The organism is Flavobacterium saccharophilum (assembly GCF_900142735.1).
Taxonomy (GTDB): Bacteria; Bacteroidota; Bacteroidia; order Flavobacteriales; family Flavobacteriaceae; genus Flavobacterium; species Flavobacterium saccharophilum.
The window spans coordinates 324,531-342,042 of record NZ_FRBY01000004.1; the positions used below are offsets into that span (position 1 = coordinate 324,531).

The 17,512-nt window shown below is 32.8% G+C and carries 16 protein-coding genes; 15 read left to right on the forward strand and 1 reads right to left on the reverse strand.

All coding sequences use genetic code 11. The features are described from left to right. The first annotated feature begins 7 nt into the window (after positions 1-7). The 10 genes from BUA98_RS14585 to BUA98_RS14630 all read left to right on the forward strand — a co-directional run bounded on the left by BUA98_RS14585 (position 8) and on the right by BUA98_RS14630 (position 12,481). Positions 8-943, forward strand: a complete 936-nt coding sequence (locus BUA98_RS14585; protein ID WP_072973712.1) for an alpha/beta hydrolase — start codon at positions 8-10, stop codon at positions 941-943. Positions 944-955: 12 nt separating this feature from the next. Next, positions 956-1,921, forward strand: a complete 966-nt coding sequence (locus BUA98_RS14590) for a DUF4861 family protein (RefSeq protein WP_072973714.1) — start codon at positions 956-958, stop codon at positions 1,919-1,921. Positions 1,922-2,021: 100 nt separating this feature from the next. After that, positions 2,022-3,242: a glycoside hydrolase family 88/105 protein gene (locus BUA98_RS14595; protein WP_072973716.1), complete on the forward strand. Its 1,221-nt coding sequence runs from the start codon at positions 2,022-2,024 to the stop codon at positions 3,240-3,242. A gap of 21 nt (positions 3,243-3,263) precedes the next feature. Then, the gene (locus tag BUA98_RS14600; protein ID WP_072973718.1) at positions 3,264-4,487 is read left to right on the forward strand and encodes a glycoside hydrolase family 88/105 protein; all 1,224 of its coding nucleotides are present in this window, start codon (positions 3,264-3,266) and stop codon (positions 4,485-4,487) included. Between the two features lie 197 nt (positions 4,488-4,684). Continuing rightward, positions 4,685-6,283, forward strand: a complete 1,599-nt coding sequence (locus BUA98_RS14605; RefSeq protein ID WP_072973720.1) for a glycoside hydrolase family 43 protein — start codon at positions 4,685-4,687, stop codon at positions 6,281-6,283. Between the two features lie 7 nt (positions 6,284-6,290). Then, positions 6,291-8,303, forward strand: coding sequence for a pectate lyase (pelA, locus tag BUA98_RS14610; protein WP_072973722.1), 2,013 nt, complete (start codon positions 6,291-6,293; stop codon positions 8,301-8,303). 24 nt (positions 8,304-8,327) lie between these two features. Next, positions 8,328-9,677 carry a glycoside hydrolase family 28 protein gene (locus BUA98_RS14615; RefSeq protein ID WP_072973724.1) on the forward strand — a complete coding sequence of 450 codons (1,350 nt, stop codon included), beginning with the start codon at positions 8,328-8,330 and terminating at the stop codon, positions 9,675-9,677. Between the two features lie 226 nt (positions 9,678-9,903). Continuing rightward, positions 9,904-10,647: a rhamnogalacturonan acetylesterase gene (locus tag BUA98_RS14620; protein WP_072973726.1), complete on the forward strand. Its 744-nt coding sequence runs from the start codon at positions 9,904-9,906 to the stop codon at positions 10,645-10,647. A 691-nt stretch (positions 10,648-11,338) separates the two neighbouring features. Beyond that, positions 11,339-11,737, forward strand: coding sequence for a hypothetical protein (locus tag BUA98_RS14625; protein ID WP_072973728.1), 399 nt, complete (start codon positions 11,339-11,341; stop codon positions 11,735-11,737). A 567-nt stretch (positions 11,738-12,304) separates the two neighbouring features. Next, on the forward strand, positions 12,305-12,481 hold the full coding sequence (locus BUA98_RS14630; protein WP_072973729.1) for a histone H1: 177 nt from the start codon (positions 12,305-12,307) through the stop codon (positions 12,479-12,481). 68 nt (positions 12,482-12,549) lie between these two features. Here BUA98_RS14630 and BUA98_RS14635 read toward each other — a convergent pair whose 3' ends face one another. Continuing rightward, complete coding sequence (locus BUA98_RS14635; protein ID WP_072973730.1) at positions 12,550-13,017, reverse strand: hypothetical protein; 468 nt, start codon at positions 13,015-13,017, stop codon at positions 12,550-12,552. Between the two features lie 456 nt (positions 13,018-13,473). On the opposite strand from BUA98_RS14635, the gene BUA98_RS14640 reads away from it, so the two are divergent. The 5 genes from BUA98_RS14640 to BUA98_RS14660 all read left to right on the forward strand — a co-directional run bounded on the left by BUA98_RS14640 (position 13,474) and on the right by BUA98_RS14660 (position 17,382). Beyond that, positions 13,474-14,214, forward strand: coding sequence for a (Fe-S)-binding protein (locus BUA98_RS14640; RefSeq protein WP_072973731.1), 741 nt, complete (start codon positions 13,474-13,476; stop codon positions 14,212-14,214). Positions 14,215-14,247: 33 nt separating this feature from the next. Beyond that, complete coding sequence (locus tag BUA98_RS14645; RefSeq protein WP_072973733.1) at positions 14,248-15,648, forward strand: lactate utilization protein B; 1,401 nt, start codon at positions 14,248-14,250, stop codon at positions 15,646-15,648. Then, entirely contained in the window at positions 15,641-16,228 is a 588-nt protein-coding gene (locus tag BUA98_RS14650; RefSeq protein ID WP_072973735.1) for a LutC/YkgG family protein, read from the forward strand. The genes BUA98_RS14645 and BUA98_RS14650 overlap by 8 nt, the downstream gene beginning before the upstream one ends. A 304-nt stretch (positions 16,229-16,532) precedes the next feature. After that, positions 16,533-16,823, forward strand: a complete 291-nt coding sequence (locus tag BUA98_RS14655) for a hypothetical protein (RefSeq protein WP_072973736.1) — start codon at positions 16,533-16,535, stop codon at positions 16,821-16,823. An 82-nt stretch (positions 16,824-16,905) separates the two neighbouring features. Continuing rightward, positions 16,906-17,382, forward strand: a complete 477-nt coding sequence (locus BUA98_RS14660) for a GNAT family N-acetyltransferase (RefSeq protein ID WP_072973737.1) — start codon at positions 16,906-16,908, stop codon at positions 17,380-17,382. The last annotated feature ends 130 nt before the right edge of the window (positions 17,383-17,512 follow it).

The window sequence follows — 17,512 nt, forward strand, 5'->3', positions numbered from 1 at the left end:
TTTTAAGATGAAAAAGATATTTTTTATACTACTGCTGATCTCTGCTGCTACTTTTGCTCAAGGCAATTATAGTGTAGATACTTCCTATACTGTAAAAAGTACTTATAATAAATTAATCAAAAAATATCCCTTTATAACCGTTGCACAAAGTAATAGTAACACCGCAATTACTGAAGTGAGAGAGGTTATTTATCAGGAGCATAAAGAAAGGGCATTACATTTAGATGCATTTTTCTTTAATAAACAAAGAAAGAATCCGGCAATAATCATGATTCATGGTGGTGGCTGGAGGTCAGGGAATAAAAATCAGATGCAGGAAATGGCCAGAGAAATTGCTTCAAAAGGTTATTCTTGTTTTGCAATTGAATACAGATTGTCGTTAGAAGCTAAATATCCGGAAGGAATTTATGATGTAAAAAATGCCATCAAATTTATAAAAGATAATGCAAAGAGATTCAATGTAGATCCAGACAAAATTGCCATTTTAGGTTGCTCATCAGGAGGACAAATGGCAACTTTGATTGGTACAACAAATGAAAATTTAGATTTTGAAGATAAGTCGTTTAAAAGCAAATCTTCTTCAAAAGTACAAGCTATTATTGATGTTGATGGAGTTTTAGCATTTAAACATCCAGAATCTTCAGAGGGAGAAATGGCCTCTTTTTGGCTTGGAGGTACTTATGATGAAAAACCTGAAAATTGGAAGAAGGCATCAGCTTTAAATCATACCAGTAAAGGAACACCTCCGATACTTTTTATAAACAGTAGTTTTCCCCGATTTCATGCAGGGAGAGATGACATGATCGCCATTTTAAATCGATACAAAATTTATAGTGAAGTTAAAACAATTGAGAACTCACCCCATTCCTTTTGGTTTTTTGAACCCTGGTTTACTGAGACAATTGCTTATACCACACAATTCTTAGATAAAATTTTTAAATAATTCGTTTACAAGATGAAAACAAAAAACATAATAGCAAGTTTATTTTTTTTAGGTTCAATTGCAGTAAGTGCCCAAAAATATGATATCAAAACAGCAAAAACTTATGCTGAAATTTCGGCCAAAACAGATGGAAAATGGGAAGGAAGAAAATACAAGGGCGGAACAGTTTTTAAAAATGTTGACAGATTAAAATTGGCTCCTGAACATACAGATCATTCTTTTGATATCCGTTATGAAGGACCAGGTTGGGAAAGTAACAGAATTGGATATCGTTTGTATTTAGACTGGAGAAATGCAATTGACATTTTTGGTAAAAAGACATCTGAAATGATTTTGCCAAAAGTAGGGCAGGATAATTTTGATTCGTATCATGAAATGAGCGATTGGGGAGCTGACATTCTCAAAGCGGGTAAAGCAATTGGAATTGGATCGATTGACCGTTATTTAGACAATGAAAAATTACACTTTCGTGAAGTAGATTCTACGATTGCAACTGTAGTAAACAAATCGACTCAATCGGGTGTAAAAATAGATTATTACGGATGGAAAACAGCATCGGATAAAATAGACTTTACTTCAGAATTGACTATTAAACCAGATCAGTTGTATACACAGCATACAATTAAAGCTTCAAAAGAAATTAAAGGAATTTGTACTGGAATTGCCAAGCAAAAAAATACGGAGTTATTTAAAAAAGACAGTAAAAACAAAAAGTGGGCTTACATCGCTACTTATGGTGAACAATCATTGGTTCCGGATAAATTAGGAATGGCTATTTTTTATCAGAAAGGAACAATTGAAAATAATGTTGAAACAGATTTAGATTATTTACTAGTTTTCAAACCAACCACAAAAGCAACGACCTTTTACCTTTTAGGTGCTTGGGAACAAGAAGTTAACGGAATAAAATCGAAAGAAGAATTTGTAAAATATTTAGATGAAAAATTAGAAATTCTAAATAAAAAAGGAAAAATGTAATTGAGGTGCACGGACAAAACGGAATGGAATTATAGGTTGTATGCCAACACTTTTAATGAAGCACAATAGAATTAAATAAGTACTAGTAAACACATTTATAATGATAGACAATAGAAATATAAATTATGCTGCCTCAATTGTTTTGGGGTTTATGATGCTGTTTTTTTGTTGTAAAATTATAGCTCAGGGGTCGTTAAAGAATGAAATAGTAATTGCTAAAGATTTGAACTGGTCAGAGCGAATGGCGCTTTCGATTATGAAACGCGATCCGAAAGCATGGCAGATTGACAATAACGAAAAACCAAAATGGGATTATAAACTGGGTTTAGTTATGACTTCATTTGAAAAATTGTATCACAAAACAAACAACCCGGTTTATGGAGATTACATTAAAGAATATGGTGAAACGGTAATAAATCCTTCAGGTGAAATTCTGAATTATAAATTAGAAGATTACAATATAGATAATATCAATGCAGGAAAAATGCTTTTTGATCTTCATAAAAGAACAAAAGACAATCGTTATCTAACTGCAATGCAAACTTTAAGAAAGCAGTTAGAAACACATCCGAGAACAAGCTCTGGCGGATTTTGGCATAAAAAAATCTATCCGTATCAAATGTGGCTTGACGGCTTGTATATGGGAACACCATTTTATGCGCATTACACTTTAGATTTTGACGGAGGAAAAGATTTTAATGATATCGCAAAACAATTTGAGGAGATCCATTTGCATACGATTGACAAAAAAACAGGTTTATTATTTCATGCCTGGGATGAAAGCAAACAAATGCCATGGGCTAATAAAGAAACTGGAACTTCACCAAATTTTTGGTCGCGTTCAATCGGCTGGTACATGATGGCGCTTGTTGATGTGTTGGATTATATGCCTAAAGATCATCCGAAAAGAAAAGAATTAATTCAATTTTTAAATGAAATTTCGATAGCAGTTGCAAAATATCAGGATCCATCTGGACTATGGTATCAGGTTACAGATGCAGGTTCAAAAGAAGGGAATTATCTTGAAGCTTCGGGTTCAGAAATGTTTGTCTATGCTTTTGCAAAAGGAGCAAACAAAGGATACTTACCTAAAAAATATAAAGATCTCGCCGTTAAAGGTTTTGAAGGTATAACAAAGAAGTTAATTAGGGTTGATCCTGATGGTGAAATACACATTACGCAAGTTTGTGCAAGCGCAGGATTAGGTGGCAATCCTTATCGTGATGGCTCTTTTGACTATTACATTAAAGAAAAGATAAAAGTGGACAACTCTCACGGATTAGGGCCATTTATTTTAGCCGCATTAGAATTAGAAAAGTAGTAGAATTTAAATATATTTAAAATGAAGAATTGTAGAAAACAAGGTTATTTTGTATCGGCTTTATTAGTTTGTGTAATGACTTTTACAAGTTGTAAAGTAATTTCTCAAGAGCCGGCAAGTAAGGATATCGTAATTTCTAAAGATTTAAAATGGTCGGATAAAATGGCTTTGACTTTGATGAAACGTCATACCGAAAGTTACATGATAGACGATTCTAAAAAACCGAAATGGGATTACGTACATGCTTTGGTTTTACATTCATTCGAAGAATTATACAAAAAAAATCCAGATCCAAGATATAAGGCATATGTAAGGAGTTATGTAGATCAATTTGTAGAAAGTGATGGGTCTATCAAAACGTATGAATTTGACAAGTACAACATTGATTTGGTTGTGCCTGGACGTTTGCTTTTTGATGTTTATGCCGAATCAAAAGAAGATAAATATTTGAAAGCACTGCAGTTAGTTCGCAAGCAATTGGCAGAACAACCAAGAACAGCAAGTGGTGGATTTTGGCATAAACAAATTTATCCAAACCAAATGTGGTTAGATGGTTTGTATATGGGAGAACCATTTTATGCGCAATACACAGCTACTTTTGAAGAAGGAAAAAGTTTTGATGATATAGCAAAACAGTTTGAATTAATTCAGTTGCACGCAACAGATCCAAAAACAGGGTTATTATACCATGGTTGGGATGAAAGTAAAGCGATGCCTTGGGCAAATAAGCAAACCGGGAATTCACCAAACTTTTGGTCAAGAGCTTTAGGATGGTACGTTATGGCTTTGGTTGATGTGTTGGATTATATGCCAAAAGAGCATCCAAAACAAAAAGAACTGGTAAAGTATTTAAACAATGTTTGTGCTGCTTTAGCAAAATACCAGGACAAATCAGGTTTGTGGTATCAGGTTACAGATAAAGGTGGTGAAAAAGGAAATTATTTAGAAGCTTCAGGATCTTCAATGTTTGCTTATGCTTTTGCAAAAGGTGCTAACAAAGGTTATTTGCCTGCAAAATATAAAAAACTGGCGAACAAAGCTTTTGACGGTTTGACTAAAGTCTTAATCAAAAAGGTAGACGAAGATGGAGGAATTACATTGACAAATTGCTGTCAGGTTGCCGGTTTAGGAGGTAATCCATATAGAGATGGTTCGTATGAATATTATGTGAATGAAAGAAAAAAAGATAACGATCCGAAAGCAACAGGCCCTTTTATTTTAGCCGCTTTAGAATTGAATCGATAATTTTAACTTGATAAGTTCACCATAAACCTGATAGATTTTAAAAACCTGTCAGGTTTAACGTGTAGAATTAACCATAAAGTTTGTCATTTCGACGGAGGAGAAATCACATAAAGTGAAGACACACAATAAGTCGATCTCTGGATGTGATTTCTCCTCCGAAATGACACAAAAAAACTGACCTAATAGTAGTTTAAAAAATGAAAAATATAAAAGCCATTATTCTTTTATTATCAGTCTTCGCGACACAAAAGAATTCCGCCCAGGTTTGGGTGCCTGATAATGGAGACGGAACGTATACAAATCCCATAATTCATGCTGATTATTCAGATCCGGATGCCGTTAGGGTAGGTGATGATTTTTATATGACCGCATCGTCTTTTAATTGTATTCCGGGTTTGCCAATTTTACATTCTAGAGATTTGGTTAATTGGAAAATTATCGGATATGCATTAGCAAAACAAATTCCAACAGAAACTTTTGATAAAGTGCAGCACGGTAATGGTGTTTGGGCGCCAAGTATAACTTTCCACAACAATGAATTCTATATTTATTATCCGGATCCTGATTTTGGAATTTATATGATAAAAGCCAAAAAAGCTGAAGGCCCCTGGTCTGAACCTGTTTTAGTAAAAGGAGGATCAGGACTTATTGATCCTAGTCCATTATGGGATGATGATGGAAAGGTATATTTGGTTCATGCCTATGCAGGAAGTCGTGCCAAAATTAAAAGTTTAATCACGGTTTGTACCATGAATGCGGAAGGAACTATTGCGAATAATGATGAAGTAATGGTGATTGATGGTCATGAAAGTGAAGGTACAATTGAAGGTCCAAAGTTTTATAAACGAAATGGATACTATTATATTTTTGCGCCGGCTGGCGGAGTTTCAACAGGCTGGCAAACAGTTTTAAGATCTAAAAATGTTTTTGGACCGTACGAGAAAAAGAAAGTTTTGGAGCAAGGTAAAACTGCTATAAATGGTCCACATCAGGGAGCCTGGGTGCAAACACAAACGGGAGAAGACTGGTTTTTGCATTTTCAGGATAAGGGAGCCTATGGAAGAATAGTTCACCTTCAACCAATGAAATGGGAAAAGGACTGGCCGGTTATGGGGCAGGATTTTGATAAAAATGGAATTGGAGAACCGGTTACAACTTTCAAAAAACCAAATGTTGGCAAGAAATATCCAATGGAAACTCCGGCAGAAACAGATGAGTTTAATGAACCAAAGTTAGGATTGCAATGGCAATGGCAGGCAAATGCGCAAGTTCAATGGGGATTTCCAACAAGTTTAGGGTATCTGAATTTGTTTTGTTTGCCAACAGTACAAGAAAGTAACAAAATCTTTGAAGCGCCAAATTTACTATTGCAAAAAATTCCAGCTGAAGAATTTACCACTACAACTAAATTAACCTTTCATACCAGATTAAGTGGTGAGTCTACAGGGCTTTTAATCATGGGATTAGACTATAGTTATTTATGTCTAAGAAATGATAATGGAAAACTCTATTTAAGTCAGAAAACGGGAAGTTTTGATAAGAAGATTTCTGAAACAGAAACCACTCCGATTTTGATTTCAAATAATACAATTTACCTTAGGGTTCAGGTTAAAAAAGGAGGAATCTGTAGTTTTTATTACAGCACAGATGATAAGAAATATCAGCCAATTGGAAATAATTTCACTTCAAAAGAAGGAAAATGGATTGGTGCTAAAGTAGGACTTTTTGCCTTGAGCGAGAAAATAACAAATGACTCAGGAAATGTGGCTGTAGATTGGTTTAGAATTACTAAATAAAATAAAGATGATTCAACTTAGAAAGATATTATTGTTTTTTTTATCAGTGGTAAGTTTGGGCTTGCATGCTCAAAATAAATACAAAAATTGGCCTGACATTATTCGTAAAAATGATGCAGCCTGGTTTGGTACTGCAGAGGCAAAGACAATTGCAGAAAATGTCTTGTTGTATCAAAGAAATATTGGTGGATGGCCAAAGAACATTCAAATGCAAAAGCAGCTCAGCGAATCAGAAAAACAACAGCTAATTGCATTAAAAAATGATGAACATGAGGTAACAACTGATAATGGGGCAACGAGTCAGGAAATGCTTTTTATGTCCAGAATGTATGCGCAGGTTAAAGACGAACGATACAAAGAATCTTTTTTAAGAGGCTTAAATTATTTATTAGAAGCGCAATATGCTAATGGTGGCTGGCCACAGTTTTACCCTTTGAAAAAAGGCTATTATACGCATATTACTTATAATGATAATTCGATGGTCAACATCTTAATTATATTGAAGGAAATCAGTGAACAAACAGATTATTACAGCATAAAACCTTCCAAAGAAATAGTCGAAAAAACAAAAAAAGCTTTTGATAAAGGAATTGATTGTATTTTAAAAACACAATACAAACAAAATGGAATTTTAACGGCTTGGTGCGCACAACATGACGAAGTTACTTTAGCTCCGGCAAATGCAAGAGCTTTCGAACTAGCTTCCTTAAGCGGATTTGAATCTGCAAAGATTGTATTGCTTTTGATGTCCATTGAAAAACCTTCGCCGGAAATCATTACGGCGGTAAAAAGTGCACAAGCATGGTTTGAGAAAACAAAAATCACCAATTTAGAAGAAAAAAGAGTCTTAAACGACGCAGGAAAAATCATAGATAAAAAAATGATTCCCACTACAAATGCAGCGCCAATTTGGGCAAGGTTCATGGACCTTGAAACCAATGAACCTTTCTTTTGTGATCGTGATGGAATCAGAAAGAAATCTTTGGACCAAATAGGTTCTGAGAGACGAAATGGTTATTCCTGGTATTCTGATGCACCAAAAGAAGTGTTGAAGAAATATCCGGAATGGGCAATAAAGAATGGTGTAAAAGTTGGTTCGAAAGATACTCCTGCAAAAAAAAACGATAAAGTAGTTTTAACTGTTGCACAAGATGGTTCTGGTGATTTTACTAAAATTCAGGATGCAGTATATGCATCTCCGGCTTTTCCGTATGAGAAAGTGGTTATAAACATCAAAAATGGAGTTTATAACGAAAAAGTCAGAATTCCGGAATGGAATACGAATTTAACTTTGATTGGAGAAAGTAAAGAAAACACTATAATAACTTTTGATGATAATTTTAAGAAAATCAATTTAGGACGAAATAGTACTTTTTACACCTACACAGTCTTAGTGGAAGGAGATGATTTTTCCGCATCCAATTTAACAATCAAAAATACTTCAGGAGATCACGGACAAGGAATTGCATTATCAGTGGTGGCCAATCGTGCAAAGATTTCAAATTGTACAATTTTAGGCAATCAGGACACGCTATATTTATCAGGTAAAGAAACAAAACAATATTTTAAAGATTGTTATATTGAGGGAACTACTGATTTTATTTTTGGAAGCGCCACAGCTTTATTTGAAAACTGCATTATTAATAGTATTAAAAGTTCCTATATTACCGCTGCTTCAACACCTGTAGGGATTCCGTTTGGTTTTGTTTTCAAAGATTGCAAGCTTACTGCAAATCCTGAGGCCACAGCCGTTTATTTGGGAAGGCCGTGGAGGATTTATGCAAAAACAGTGTATTTAAATTGTGATATGGGAAAACAAATTAAACCTGAAGGTTGGGAAAATTGGTCTAAACCAGATGCTGAGAAAAATAGCTATTACGCGGAGTATAATTGCAAAGGAGAAGGTTTTCAACCTGCTAAAAGAGTTTCATGGTCACATCAGCTAACAAAAAAAGAAGCTGAAAAATATACAGCAGAAAACATACTGAAAGATACAACGCCAAATTGGTTCTCAAAGTAAATCTGATTTATAAAAACTAAAAATATGAATTTTAGACACCTTATTTTTTTATTGATTTCCTGCTTTTCATTTGCTCAAAATAGAGATTTTCCTTCGGCAAAAGTTGATTCAATCGTTAACAGAATTCAACTTCCGGTTTTTCCTTCTTATCAAATAAATGTTTTAAAGCTTGGAGCTAAAGGGGATTCATTGACGAATAATAAAGCTGCTTTTGATAAAGCAATGGCTTTGTGCAAAAAAAACAATGGCGGAACTATTATTGTACCCAAAGGAATTTATAAAGTGAACGGACCAATCCATTTTACAAGCAATGTAAATCTCAAAATTGAAAAAGGCGCTAAAATTAAATTCAGTGATAATCCGCAAGATTATTTACCGATGGTTTTAACAAGTTGGGAAGGAACGATGTTGTACAATTACAGTCCGTTAATTTATGCAAACGAATGCACCAATATTGCTATTACAGGACAAGGAACAATTGATGGAGAAGGAGGCAAGACGTGGAAAACTTTCAAGACTAAAGAAGAGGCCGGCAAAAACAGAAGTCGCGATATGAATCATAGTAGCGTTCCTGTAAAAGATAGAAAATTTGGTGAGGGTTATTTTTTACGTCCACAGCTGATTCAGTTTTTAAATTGTAAAAACATTTTAGTTGAAAATATTCGCATTGAAAATTCACCTTTTTGGTGTCTGCATTTATTGAAGTCACAAAGTATAACAGTTCGTGGTGTTAGTTATAAATCGTTAAATTATAACAATGACGGTATTGATCCGGAATATGCTAAAGATGTTTTAATAGAAAATGTAACTTTTGATAATGGCGATGATAACGTCGCAATCAAAGCAGGAAGAGATCACGAAGGAAGAGCCAATACTGCTACTCCAAGTGAAAACATTGTCATCAGGAATTGTAATTTTAAAGGATTACACGGAGTCGTTATAGGAAGCGAAATGTCGGCAGGAGTTCAAAATGTGTATGTCGAAAATTGTAAAACAGTTGGTTATTTAAAAAGAGGAATTTATATAAAAACCAATGCAGATCGAGGTGGTTTTATAAAAAATATTTTTGTTAGAAACATTCAGTTAGATGAAGTCGAAGATTGTTTATATATGACCGCGAACTACCATGGAGAAGGAAAAGGATTTCAGTCAGATATTTCAAACATCCATTTCTCCAATATTACCTGCAACAAAGCGTCGGAATCCGGAATTGTGATTCAGGGATTTCCAGACAAAAAAATTAAGAACATTTCTTTAACCAATATTGAAATAAAATCAGCTAAAAACGCCATTTCAAACGAAAATGCAGAAAATGTAGTAATGACCGATGTTTTTATTGGAAAAAGAGCAACTATTCCTACTGCAGCGAAATAGATTTTTTTTGAAGGTTCAGAGGACCAAAGAAGCAAAGTGACAAAGGTTTTTCACAATCTTGTCATTCCGAGGAACGAGGAATCCCCGCAAGTAACTCGACCCCAGTTTGTCATCCTGAAGGAAGGATCACACAAGAAACTCGACAAAGAATAAAAAAAAATCATAAACACTAAAGTTTTAAATAAATCTAAGAAGTCAAAAGTCCAACAATCTAAGAAGTCTAAAAATGAAACATTACATCATAATTCTCTTCCTGATAACAACAACCTGTTTTGCCCAAAAAACAACAGTCTATTGTATTGGAGATTCAACAATGGCAAATAAAAAAGATCCGGACCGTAACCCAGAGCATGGATGGGCACAAGTATTGCAACCTTTTTTTACAGATAACATTGTGGTAGAAAATAAAGCTGTAAATGGTAGAAGTACCAAGAGTTTTATCAATGAAAAAAGATGGGATTCAATATATAAAAAACTAAAAAAGGGAGATTATGTATTGATAGAGTTTGGTCATAATGATGAAAAGATTGAAGATTCTACAAGATATACCAATCCACATACAAGTTACAGATACAATTTAATTCGGTTCGTAAAAGAAACCAGAGCTAAAGGTGCAACGCCAATATTGCTTACATCGATTGCCAGACGAAATTTTAATGAAAAAGGGGTATTAGTGCCAACGCATGGCGATTATCCCTTAGAAACGAGATTAGTAGCTCAGGATTATAAAGTTCCATTTATTGATTTAGAATATTACACAGAATTACTGGAACAATCTTACGGATCAGAAAAATCGAAAGAATTGCATTTGCATTTCAAAGCAGGAGAGAATGCTTATTATGATAAAGATAAAGCAGATGACACACATCTATCTTCATTAGGTGCAAAAAAAATAGCTCAAATTGTTGTGAATCAACTTAAATCTTTGGAAGATTCATCTTTAGAAAAACTTAAAAAAGGAATCAAATAATTTTTATTATCTATTGCGTTGATAATTTCAGGGCTGAGTAAATATTTTCCGTAGAAAAATATTCACTTATAAAATTTACAAGACTATAACATGAAGTTATTTCTGTGTTATAGTCTTTTGCGTTTTGCTAATGTCTTAATTTACAATTTTTATAACCTTTAAAGGTACTTTTATTTTTTTTTATATAAGAATTTTGTATTGAATACTAAGATTATTCCTTGATATAAAGTTTATTGTTTTTTTGTTCTTAGTATTGCCCTTTTAATATTTTGAATTTTTTTCGTAGAGTGAGAGGATATTAATCCTCTCACTTTTTTTTGTGACGATTCCATTATATAGACTAAAAAAAGTTAGTTGATTTTAAATGATTTAATTCTAAAGGATAAGTTAAAGCTAGATTTCAAATAATTCAAAATCAACCACCTAGAAATTATTCAAAAACCCTAATTTATAACTTTAAAAACTTTTAGAGGTCAAAGTAAACGGGATTTAAAAGGAACTTTGCACCTTCAAATTTAGATGTTTGAATTATAATCACTTAAGAAAATAATTAATTACATAATAATTAAAGGTATGAAAAATAGATTACTCCCTTTATTTGTTGTTTTAGGAACTTACTCGGCTTATTCGCAGGTCGGTATTGGAACATTAAGTCCAAAGACATCTTGATAATAAAGGAGTCTTCTTGAAAATGTTTAAAAGAAAGTTCAAAGATGAATTTGATTTTTCTGGAAATTCATTCCTGATTGAAAATGAAAATGATTATAAAGATTTTGATCGTTCTATATTTGTTGTCTATGATAAATCTGAAATGATTGACTATCTAAATTTAGAAAAAAAAGGAACAAATGTTTTAGTGTGTTTGTTTAATAAGCAGTTGTATAGTAGTTTAAGTTTTCTTCAAGAAATAAATAATCTAATCTTATTAGATGAATCTAAAACAAAACCGGAGATTATAAAGGATTTAAAAGCTCATTTTAAAAAGACTCCCGAAGCTGATACAACAGCAGCCAAATCTTTATTTTCAGGTTCAGCAATTTTTCAAACACAATTTAATAATTTGTATAATGCGTTATTTTTTCTATTGTAGGTTTCTTGTATTTAAGGGCTTTTATAACTTAAGAGTTATTTTATATTAATTCGCTTAAAATGTAGGATAAAGGCAACTTAATATCCTACATTTTTATTTTTAGTCAAAAATAAGATTATTTCATTATTTTTTTCTTCAATAATCATAATTTTATTTACCAATCTGTAACCTATATTGTTTTAATTCACCTTCGAAAGGCTGGTTTCACTGGTATATCTGGAATCATAATCGATTGGTTTGATTGCTATGCTTTTTTAATGCCCCTTGTAATTATTGATTCTCGAAATGCGGTCATTTTTTCTCTCAAAAACATTCATTACAGTAGTATTTGGACCATTATATTTTTAATTCGAAGGCAGTTTTTAGAAGATATATGACGTGTTTGAAAATAGTAAATAAAAAAAATGTTATAATTGTATTTTATAAGTTGTTGATTTTAAAGTGTAAAGGATACAGATTAATTTATTATTAACTCAATAGCCAAAAAGAGTTACAATTTTAACATTAAAGATGCGTTATCTATCAAGCAAACTTTTATTTTTGCGCCTTAATTTAACACGTATAAGCATGAAAGATCTATTAGTAAAAATCAACGCCGAAATTGACACATTCAAAGCAGAAGCTGAATCTTTAACTGAAAAAGGTATTAAAGCTGCTGGACCAAGAGCACGTAAATCAACTTTAGAAATTGAAAAACTTTTAAAAGAATTCAGAAAAGTTTCTATCGAAGAATCAAAAAAATAATCTTTTTGAATTAAAAAGATAAAACCTCGTTTAAGGAATTAAACGAGGTTTTTTTATAGCTAATTTGATCATTTTGATAAATTATATTTTTGAGAATGCTTGATTCGTTTTTGTTCTATGGCGCCTGGGTCGATTGTAATTTCGTTATCTTTTTGTTTTACTAAAAATATATAACCAGAAAAAGGTTTGGTTTTTATAATATAATTTAGAACAATACAATCATCGGTATAACTCACAACATCGTATTTGAAGTCTCCCCAAGTTAAAATACTGTCTTTTGTTACAGACCATTTAATAGGAACTTCTACAACGTCGCCTTCGCCTAAATATTCCTGAAACTCTCCTTTGCTATTTCTCTCATATCTATGACTCAATTTATCTTTATTAAATTTAAAATGGGTAAAATGTGAGGAATTTGAATTATAATATACCCAATGTTCATCAGGTTTTGCTATGAGACTTTTTTCAATAGGATTTAGTTTACTACAGCCTATCAAAACAAATGTAAGTGTTAATACATAAAATTTTGTTTTCATATGCAATGATTTAAAAATAACAATAAATATAAAGCATTATTATTAGATATTTCAGTTTGTATTTTGACAGAATCTAATTTTAGTGGCGTAAATTGAATTTCTGTCAATAAAATTAAAAAGTACTTTTATCTATCTTTTTTTTATTCAAAATCATTCTTTCTCTACTTTCTTATTTCATTAAAATCGATTGATATTACAGTAATATCAAACACTTACTTAAGTGATTTGTCAATGTAAAAAATAATAAAAATAGCTGTTCTTAACATTCTTCGTTCCTAATTTGCTTCATCAGATTTAACAAATTGATTTGAAATTTTGAAAACATTAATACAATAGCTGGTTTGTAAATATTATATTAGCGACAGATTAACGGATTAAAAAAATCTGCCAAATCTGCTTGAAAAAATATGTAATACATAGTCTTTCTTCTATGTGTTTTAAGAAAATTACAAGAATATGAAAGTTGGACTTTTTATACCCTGCTATGTCGACCAATTTTATCCAAAAGTCGGTATTGCAACGTATGAGCTTTTACAAAAATTAGGCTGTGATGTTCATTTTCCAATGGGACAAACCTGTTGCGGACAACCGATGGCAAATAGTGGCTACCAATATTTAACCAAAGGCTGCGACGCCAATTTTATAGCCAATTTTTCTGGTTTTGATTATATCGTTTGCCCATCAGGAAGTTGTGTTTTACATGTAAAAGATCATTTACACGATGAAAAACAAGAGGAATTAGCAACTGAAATACGTAAAAAAGTTTTTGAATTAACGGAGTTTATTACTGATATTTTAAAAGTTGATCATATAGAAGGGAGCTTTCCCTTTAGGGTCGGAATGCATACGAGCTGCCACGGACAACGTGGTTTAAAGCTTTCGCAGATGACTGAATTAAATGCTCCATTTTTCTCTAAACCCGAACAATTATTACACAATATAAAAGGACTCGATTTGGTTTCTTTGACCAGAAAGGATGAATGTTGTGGATTTGGAGGTACTTTTTGTGTGACCGAAGAAGCTGTGTCAGTAAAAATGGGGCAAGATCGAATTAAAGATCATGAAAGCCATAATGTTGATTACATAACAGGAGGTGATATGTCGTGTCTGATGCATTTGGAAGGAATTCTGAAAAGACAAAAAAGCAACATCAAAACGATTCATATTGCCGAGATATTAAATTCATTGGAAAATTAAAAGGTTCCAGTATTTACTTTTAACTCACAAAAGATGTCTTCAGAAAAAATAGTAGAACATAGCGAAGCCGCAACACGTTTTAACAAAGATGTGGAACGTGTAAACTGGCATGATGAAACGCTTTGGTTTGTTCGCGAAAAACGTGATAAATCAGCACATCAAATTCCGGACTGGGAATTGCTTCGTGAAACCGCTTCTCAAATTAAAAATAATGTGCTGGCCAATATGCATGATTATTTAATTGATTTCGAAGCGAATGCTCAAAAAAATGGAATCATTGTGCATTGGGCAGCTGATGCAAAAGAACATAATGAAATTGTGTATTCGATTTTACAGAAGCACGATGTAAAGCAAATGGTGAAATCAAAATCGATGCTTACAGAAGAATGTCATCTGAATGATTATTTAGCAGATAAAGGCATCGAAGTTATCGATTCTGATTTAGGAGAATATATCGTTCAGCTTCGTAAAGAGCCGCCTAGCCATATTGTTCTACCAGCAATTCACCTTAAAAAAGAAGATGTAAGTGAGACTTTCCACGAACATTTAGGAACTGAAAAAGGAAATTTTGATCCTCAATATTTAACGGAATCTGCAAGACGTGAACTTCGTGATACGTTTTTAACGCGCAAAGCTGCTTTAACAGGAGTTAACTTTGCCATTGCCGAAACAGGCGAGTTTGTAGTTTGTACCAACGAAGGAAATGCTGATATGGGTGCACATTTAGCCGATGTTCACATTGCCTGTATGGGATTCGAAAAACTGATTCCTGAGCGTAAACATTTAGGCGTTTTCCTAAGATTATTGGCCAGAAGCGCGACAGGACAACCGATTACGACTTTCTCAAGTCATTTTAAAAAACCAAGAGACGGAAAAGAAATTCACGTTGTAATTGTCGATAACGGAAGAAGTACACAATTAGGCAGAGCAGATTTTAGAAACTCTTTAAAATGTATTCGTTGTGGTGCTTGTATGAACACTTGTCCGGTGTACAGAAGGAGTGGTGGACATAGTTATCATAATGCAGTTGCAGGACCAATTGGGTCGATTTTAGCGCCTAATCTAGACATGAGCAAAAATGCCGATTTACCTTTTGCAAGTACCCTTTGTGGTTCTTGTACGAATGTATGTCCGGTTAAGATTGATATTCACGACCAGTTGTATAAATGGCGTCAGGTTTTGGTAAAAGAAGGTCATACGCCAACTTCAAAAACTATTGCGATGAAAACCATGGCAACCGTTTTAGCGAATCCTACCGTATTTAATTTGGCTGGAAAATCGGGAAGATTTGTAATGAAAAATATTCCCGGATTAGTGAATAATAAAATGAACAAATGGTACGACCAGCGCGAAATGCCAGAAGTTCCGGAGGAATCTTTTAGAGAATGGTACAAGAAAAATTCAAGGGAATCTAAAGCAAATAAAGATGAGTAGTAAAGCTGAAATCTTAAATAAAATAAAACAAAGTCAACCCAATCTTGCTGCTGAATTACCCGATCTAAAAGTTTTAGGTTCAGAACAGTTTGATGTTTTGGAAATGTATAAAACAGTATTAAAAAACATTGGAGGAAATCCGATAGAAGTGGCTGATTATGATGAAATACTAAATTATATCAAGAATAACTATCCGCTTGAAAAACGAATTATAACAACACTTCCGGAGCTTTCTCAAATTGCCCTTTTAGATTGGAAAAATGATGATCCGCATTCGCTTAAAGATGTGGAACTAACGATTATAAAAGCGCATTTTGGAGTAGCTGAAAATAGTGCACTTTGGGTAACCGATGATATTCTGGGACAACGTGTTGCTCCTTTTATAACACAATATCTGGCTATTATCGTCAATAAAAAAGATCTTATTCCGACAATGCACCAGGCTTATGACAGAATTGGAAATCAGGAATACGGTTTCGGAACTTTTATTGCCGGGCCTTCTAAGACTGCTGATATTGAACAGTCGCTGGTTTTGGGTGCGCATGGGGCAAGAGGATTGGTTGTTTTTTTGATGGATTAGAAAATACTTCACTTCATAAAAGAAATTATTAAAACTGTGTAGATGTCTTTCGCTTTGCACAGTTTTTTTTTTAGATATAAAAACTAACGATGATTATAGATATTTTAAAAAAGACAGTACTTATTTGTTTTGTTTTTCCTATTTTGTTTGGTTGTCAAAACAATAAAGACGCAAAGAATATTACGTCAAAAAATTTAAATGAACTTATATTTAAAAAATGGCTTAAAGACACTATTGTATATTAAAAAAAGAGAATCATTCAAAATATAATAAAGAAATACGAATAAGTTCAGATTCATTATCAATGGATATTGAAAAAAGATTCGACGAGAAAATTGATCCTAAAAACGTTCTTAAAATAAAGAACAAAGAATTGGGTTATGTAATGGATTTATTAGATAGAAATCATGATTTGCCAAAAGATCAGTTTAGATTAAAATTTGTTATCTCTTCGTATTATTCAGTGTCAATGGTTAATCAATTAAAGTACGAATATGATAGTGAGATTAAGTCGTTACATGTGATTAAGGGAAATCACATAGAAAAATATAAGTTTTTGAAAGGTAATTTAATAGAAAAAAAGATTGTAAAGTAAGTTTTGCAACTCTCTGAAATACTCTGCTAAAACCCTGATAATTTTTAGTTTATTCAAAAAAACATTTTATATACATTAAAACATGAAAGTAAATATTAAGGAACTATCAATCAGACGCGCCACTACTACTGATCTACCCAAACTAGCAGAATTTCTGCAATTCCTGGTTGTGGCAGAACGACCATTTGACCCCACACTGAAAGAGGGAGAAATATTCTATTATAACATCGAAGATTTTATATCTGATGAGAAGTCAGAAATTCTGGTTATCGACTATAAGCATCAAATTATCGGATGTGGATATGCCCAGATTCGATCAGCGAAACCTTTTCAAAAGTTTGAATCATTCGGGTACCTGGGTTTCATGTATGTGAGCCCGGAATTTAGAGGAAATGGTTTAAATAATCTATTACTGAATGATCTTAAAAAATGGGTTTTATCGCAAGGAATAACTGAGGTTAGACTAGAAGTATATTCTGAAAACGAAGCGGCAGTCAGAGCTTATGAAAAGGCGGGCTTTAAGCAAATATCAACAACAATGCGTTGCGATATAAGCTAATCGAAGTGTTTGTGATAAAAAGCTGCTAAAATTCACTACCATTTAGTCTAAAAAAATAAATATGAAAACCACTCCTAATTAAGAGTGGTTTTTTTATAAGTATAAATGTGTTAAAAAGAGAAACAAAGGA

Bases quoted from the DNA above. Each gene is read 5' to 3' on its own strand.
- BUA98_RS14585 (WP_072973712.1), top strand. From the start codon at position 8: ATGAAAAAGATATTTTTTATACTACTGCTGATCTCTGCTGCTACTTTT.
- pelA (WP_072973722.1), top strand. From the start codon at position 6,291: ATGATTCAACTTAGAAAGATATTATTGTTTTTTTTATCAGTGGTAAGT.
- BUA98_RS14635 (WP_072973730.1), bottom strand. From the start codon at position 13,017: ATGAAAACAAAATTTTATGTATTAACACTTACATTTGTTTTGATAGGC.
- BUA98_RS14650 (WP_072973735.1), top strand. From the start codon at position 15,641: ATGAGTAGTAAAGCTGAAATCTTAAATAAAATAAAACAAAGTCAACCC.
- BUA98_RS14590 (WP_072973714.1), top strand. From the start codon at position 956: ATGAAAACAAAAAACATAATAGCAAGTTTATTTTTTTTAGGTTCAATT.
- BUA98_RS14620 (WP_072973726.1), top strand. From the start codon at position 9,904: ATGAAACATTACATCATAATTCTCTTCCTGATAACAACAACCTGTTTT.
- BUA98_RS14605 (WP_072973720.1), top strand. From the start codon at position 4,685: ATGAAAAATATAAAAGCCATTATTCTTTTATTATCAGTCTTCGCGACA.
- BUA98_RS14640 (WP_072973731.1), top strand. From the start codon at position 13,474: ATGAAAGTTGGACTTTTTATACCCTGCTATGTCGACCAATTTTATCCA.
- BUA98_RS14615 (WP_072973724.1), top strand. From the start codon at position 8,328: ATGAATTTTAGACACCTTATTTTTTTATTGATTTCCTGCTTTTCATTT.
- BUA98_RS14600 (WP_072973718.1), top strand. From the start codon at position 3,264: ATGAAGAATTGTAGAAAACAAGGTTATTTTGTATCGGCTTTATTAGTT.
- BUA98_RS14595 (WP_072973716.1), top strand. From the start codon at position 2,022: ATGATAGACAATAGAAATATAAATTATGCTGCCTCAATTGTTTTGGGG.
- BUA98_RS14625 (WP_072973728.1), top strand. From the start codon at position 11,339: ATGTTTAAAAGAAAGTTCAAAGATGAATTTGATTTTTCTGGAAATTCA.
- BUA98_RS14645 (WP_072973733.1), top strand. From the start codon at position 14,248: ATGTCTTCAGAAAAAATAGTAGAACATAGCGAAGCCGCAACACGTTTT.
- BUA98_RS14630 (WP_072973729.1), top strand. From the start codon at position 12,305: ATGAAAGATCTATTAGTAAAAATCAACGCCGAAATTGACACATTCAAA.
- BUA98_RS14655 (WP_072973736.1), top strand. From the start codon at position 16,533: ATGGATATTGAAAAAAGATTCGACGAGAAAATTGATCCTAAAAACGTT.
- BUA98_RS14660 (WP_072973737.1), top strand. From the start codon at position 16,906: ATGAAAGTAAATATTAAGGAACTATCAATCAGACGCGCCACTACTACT.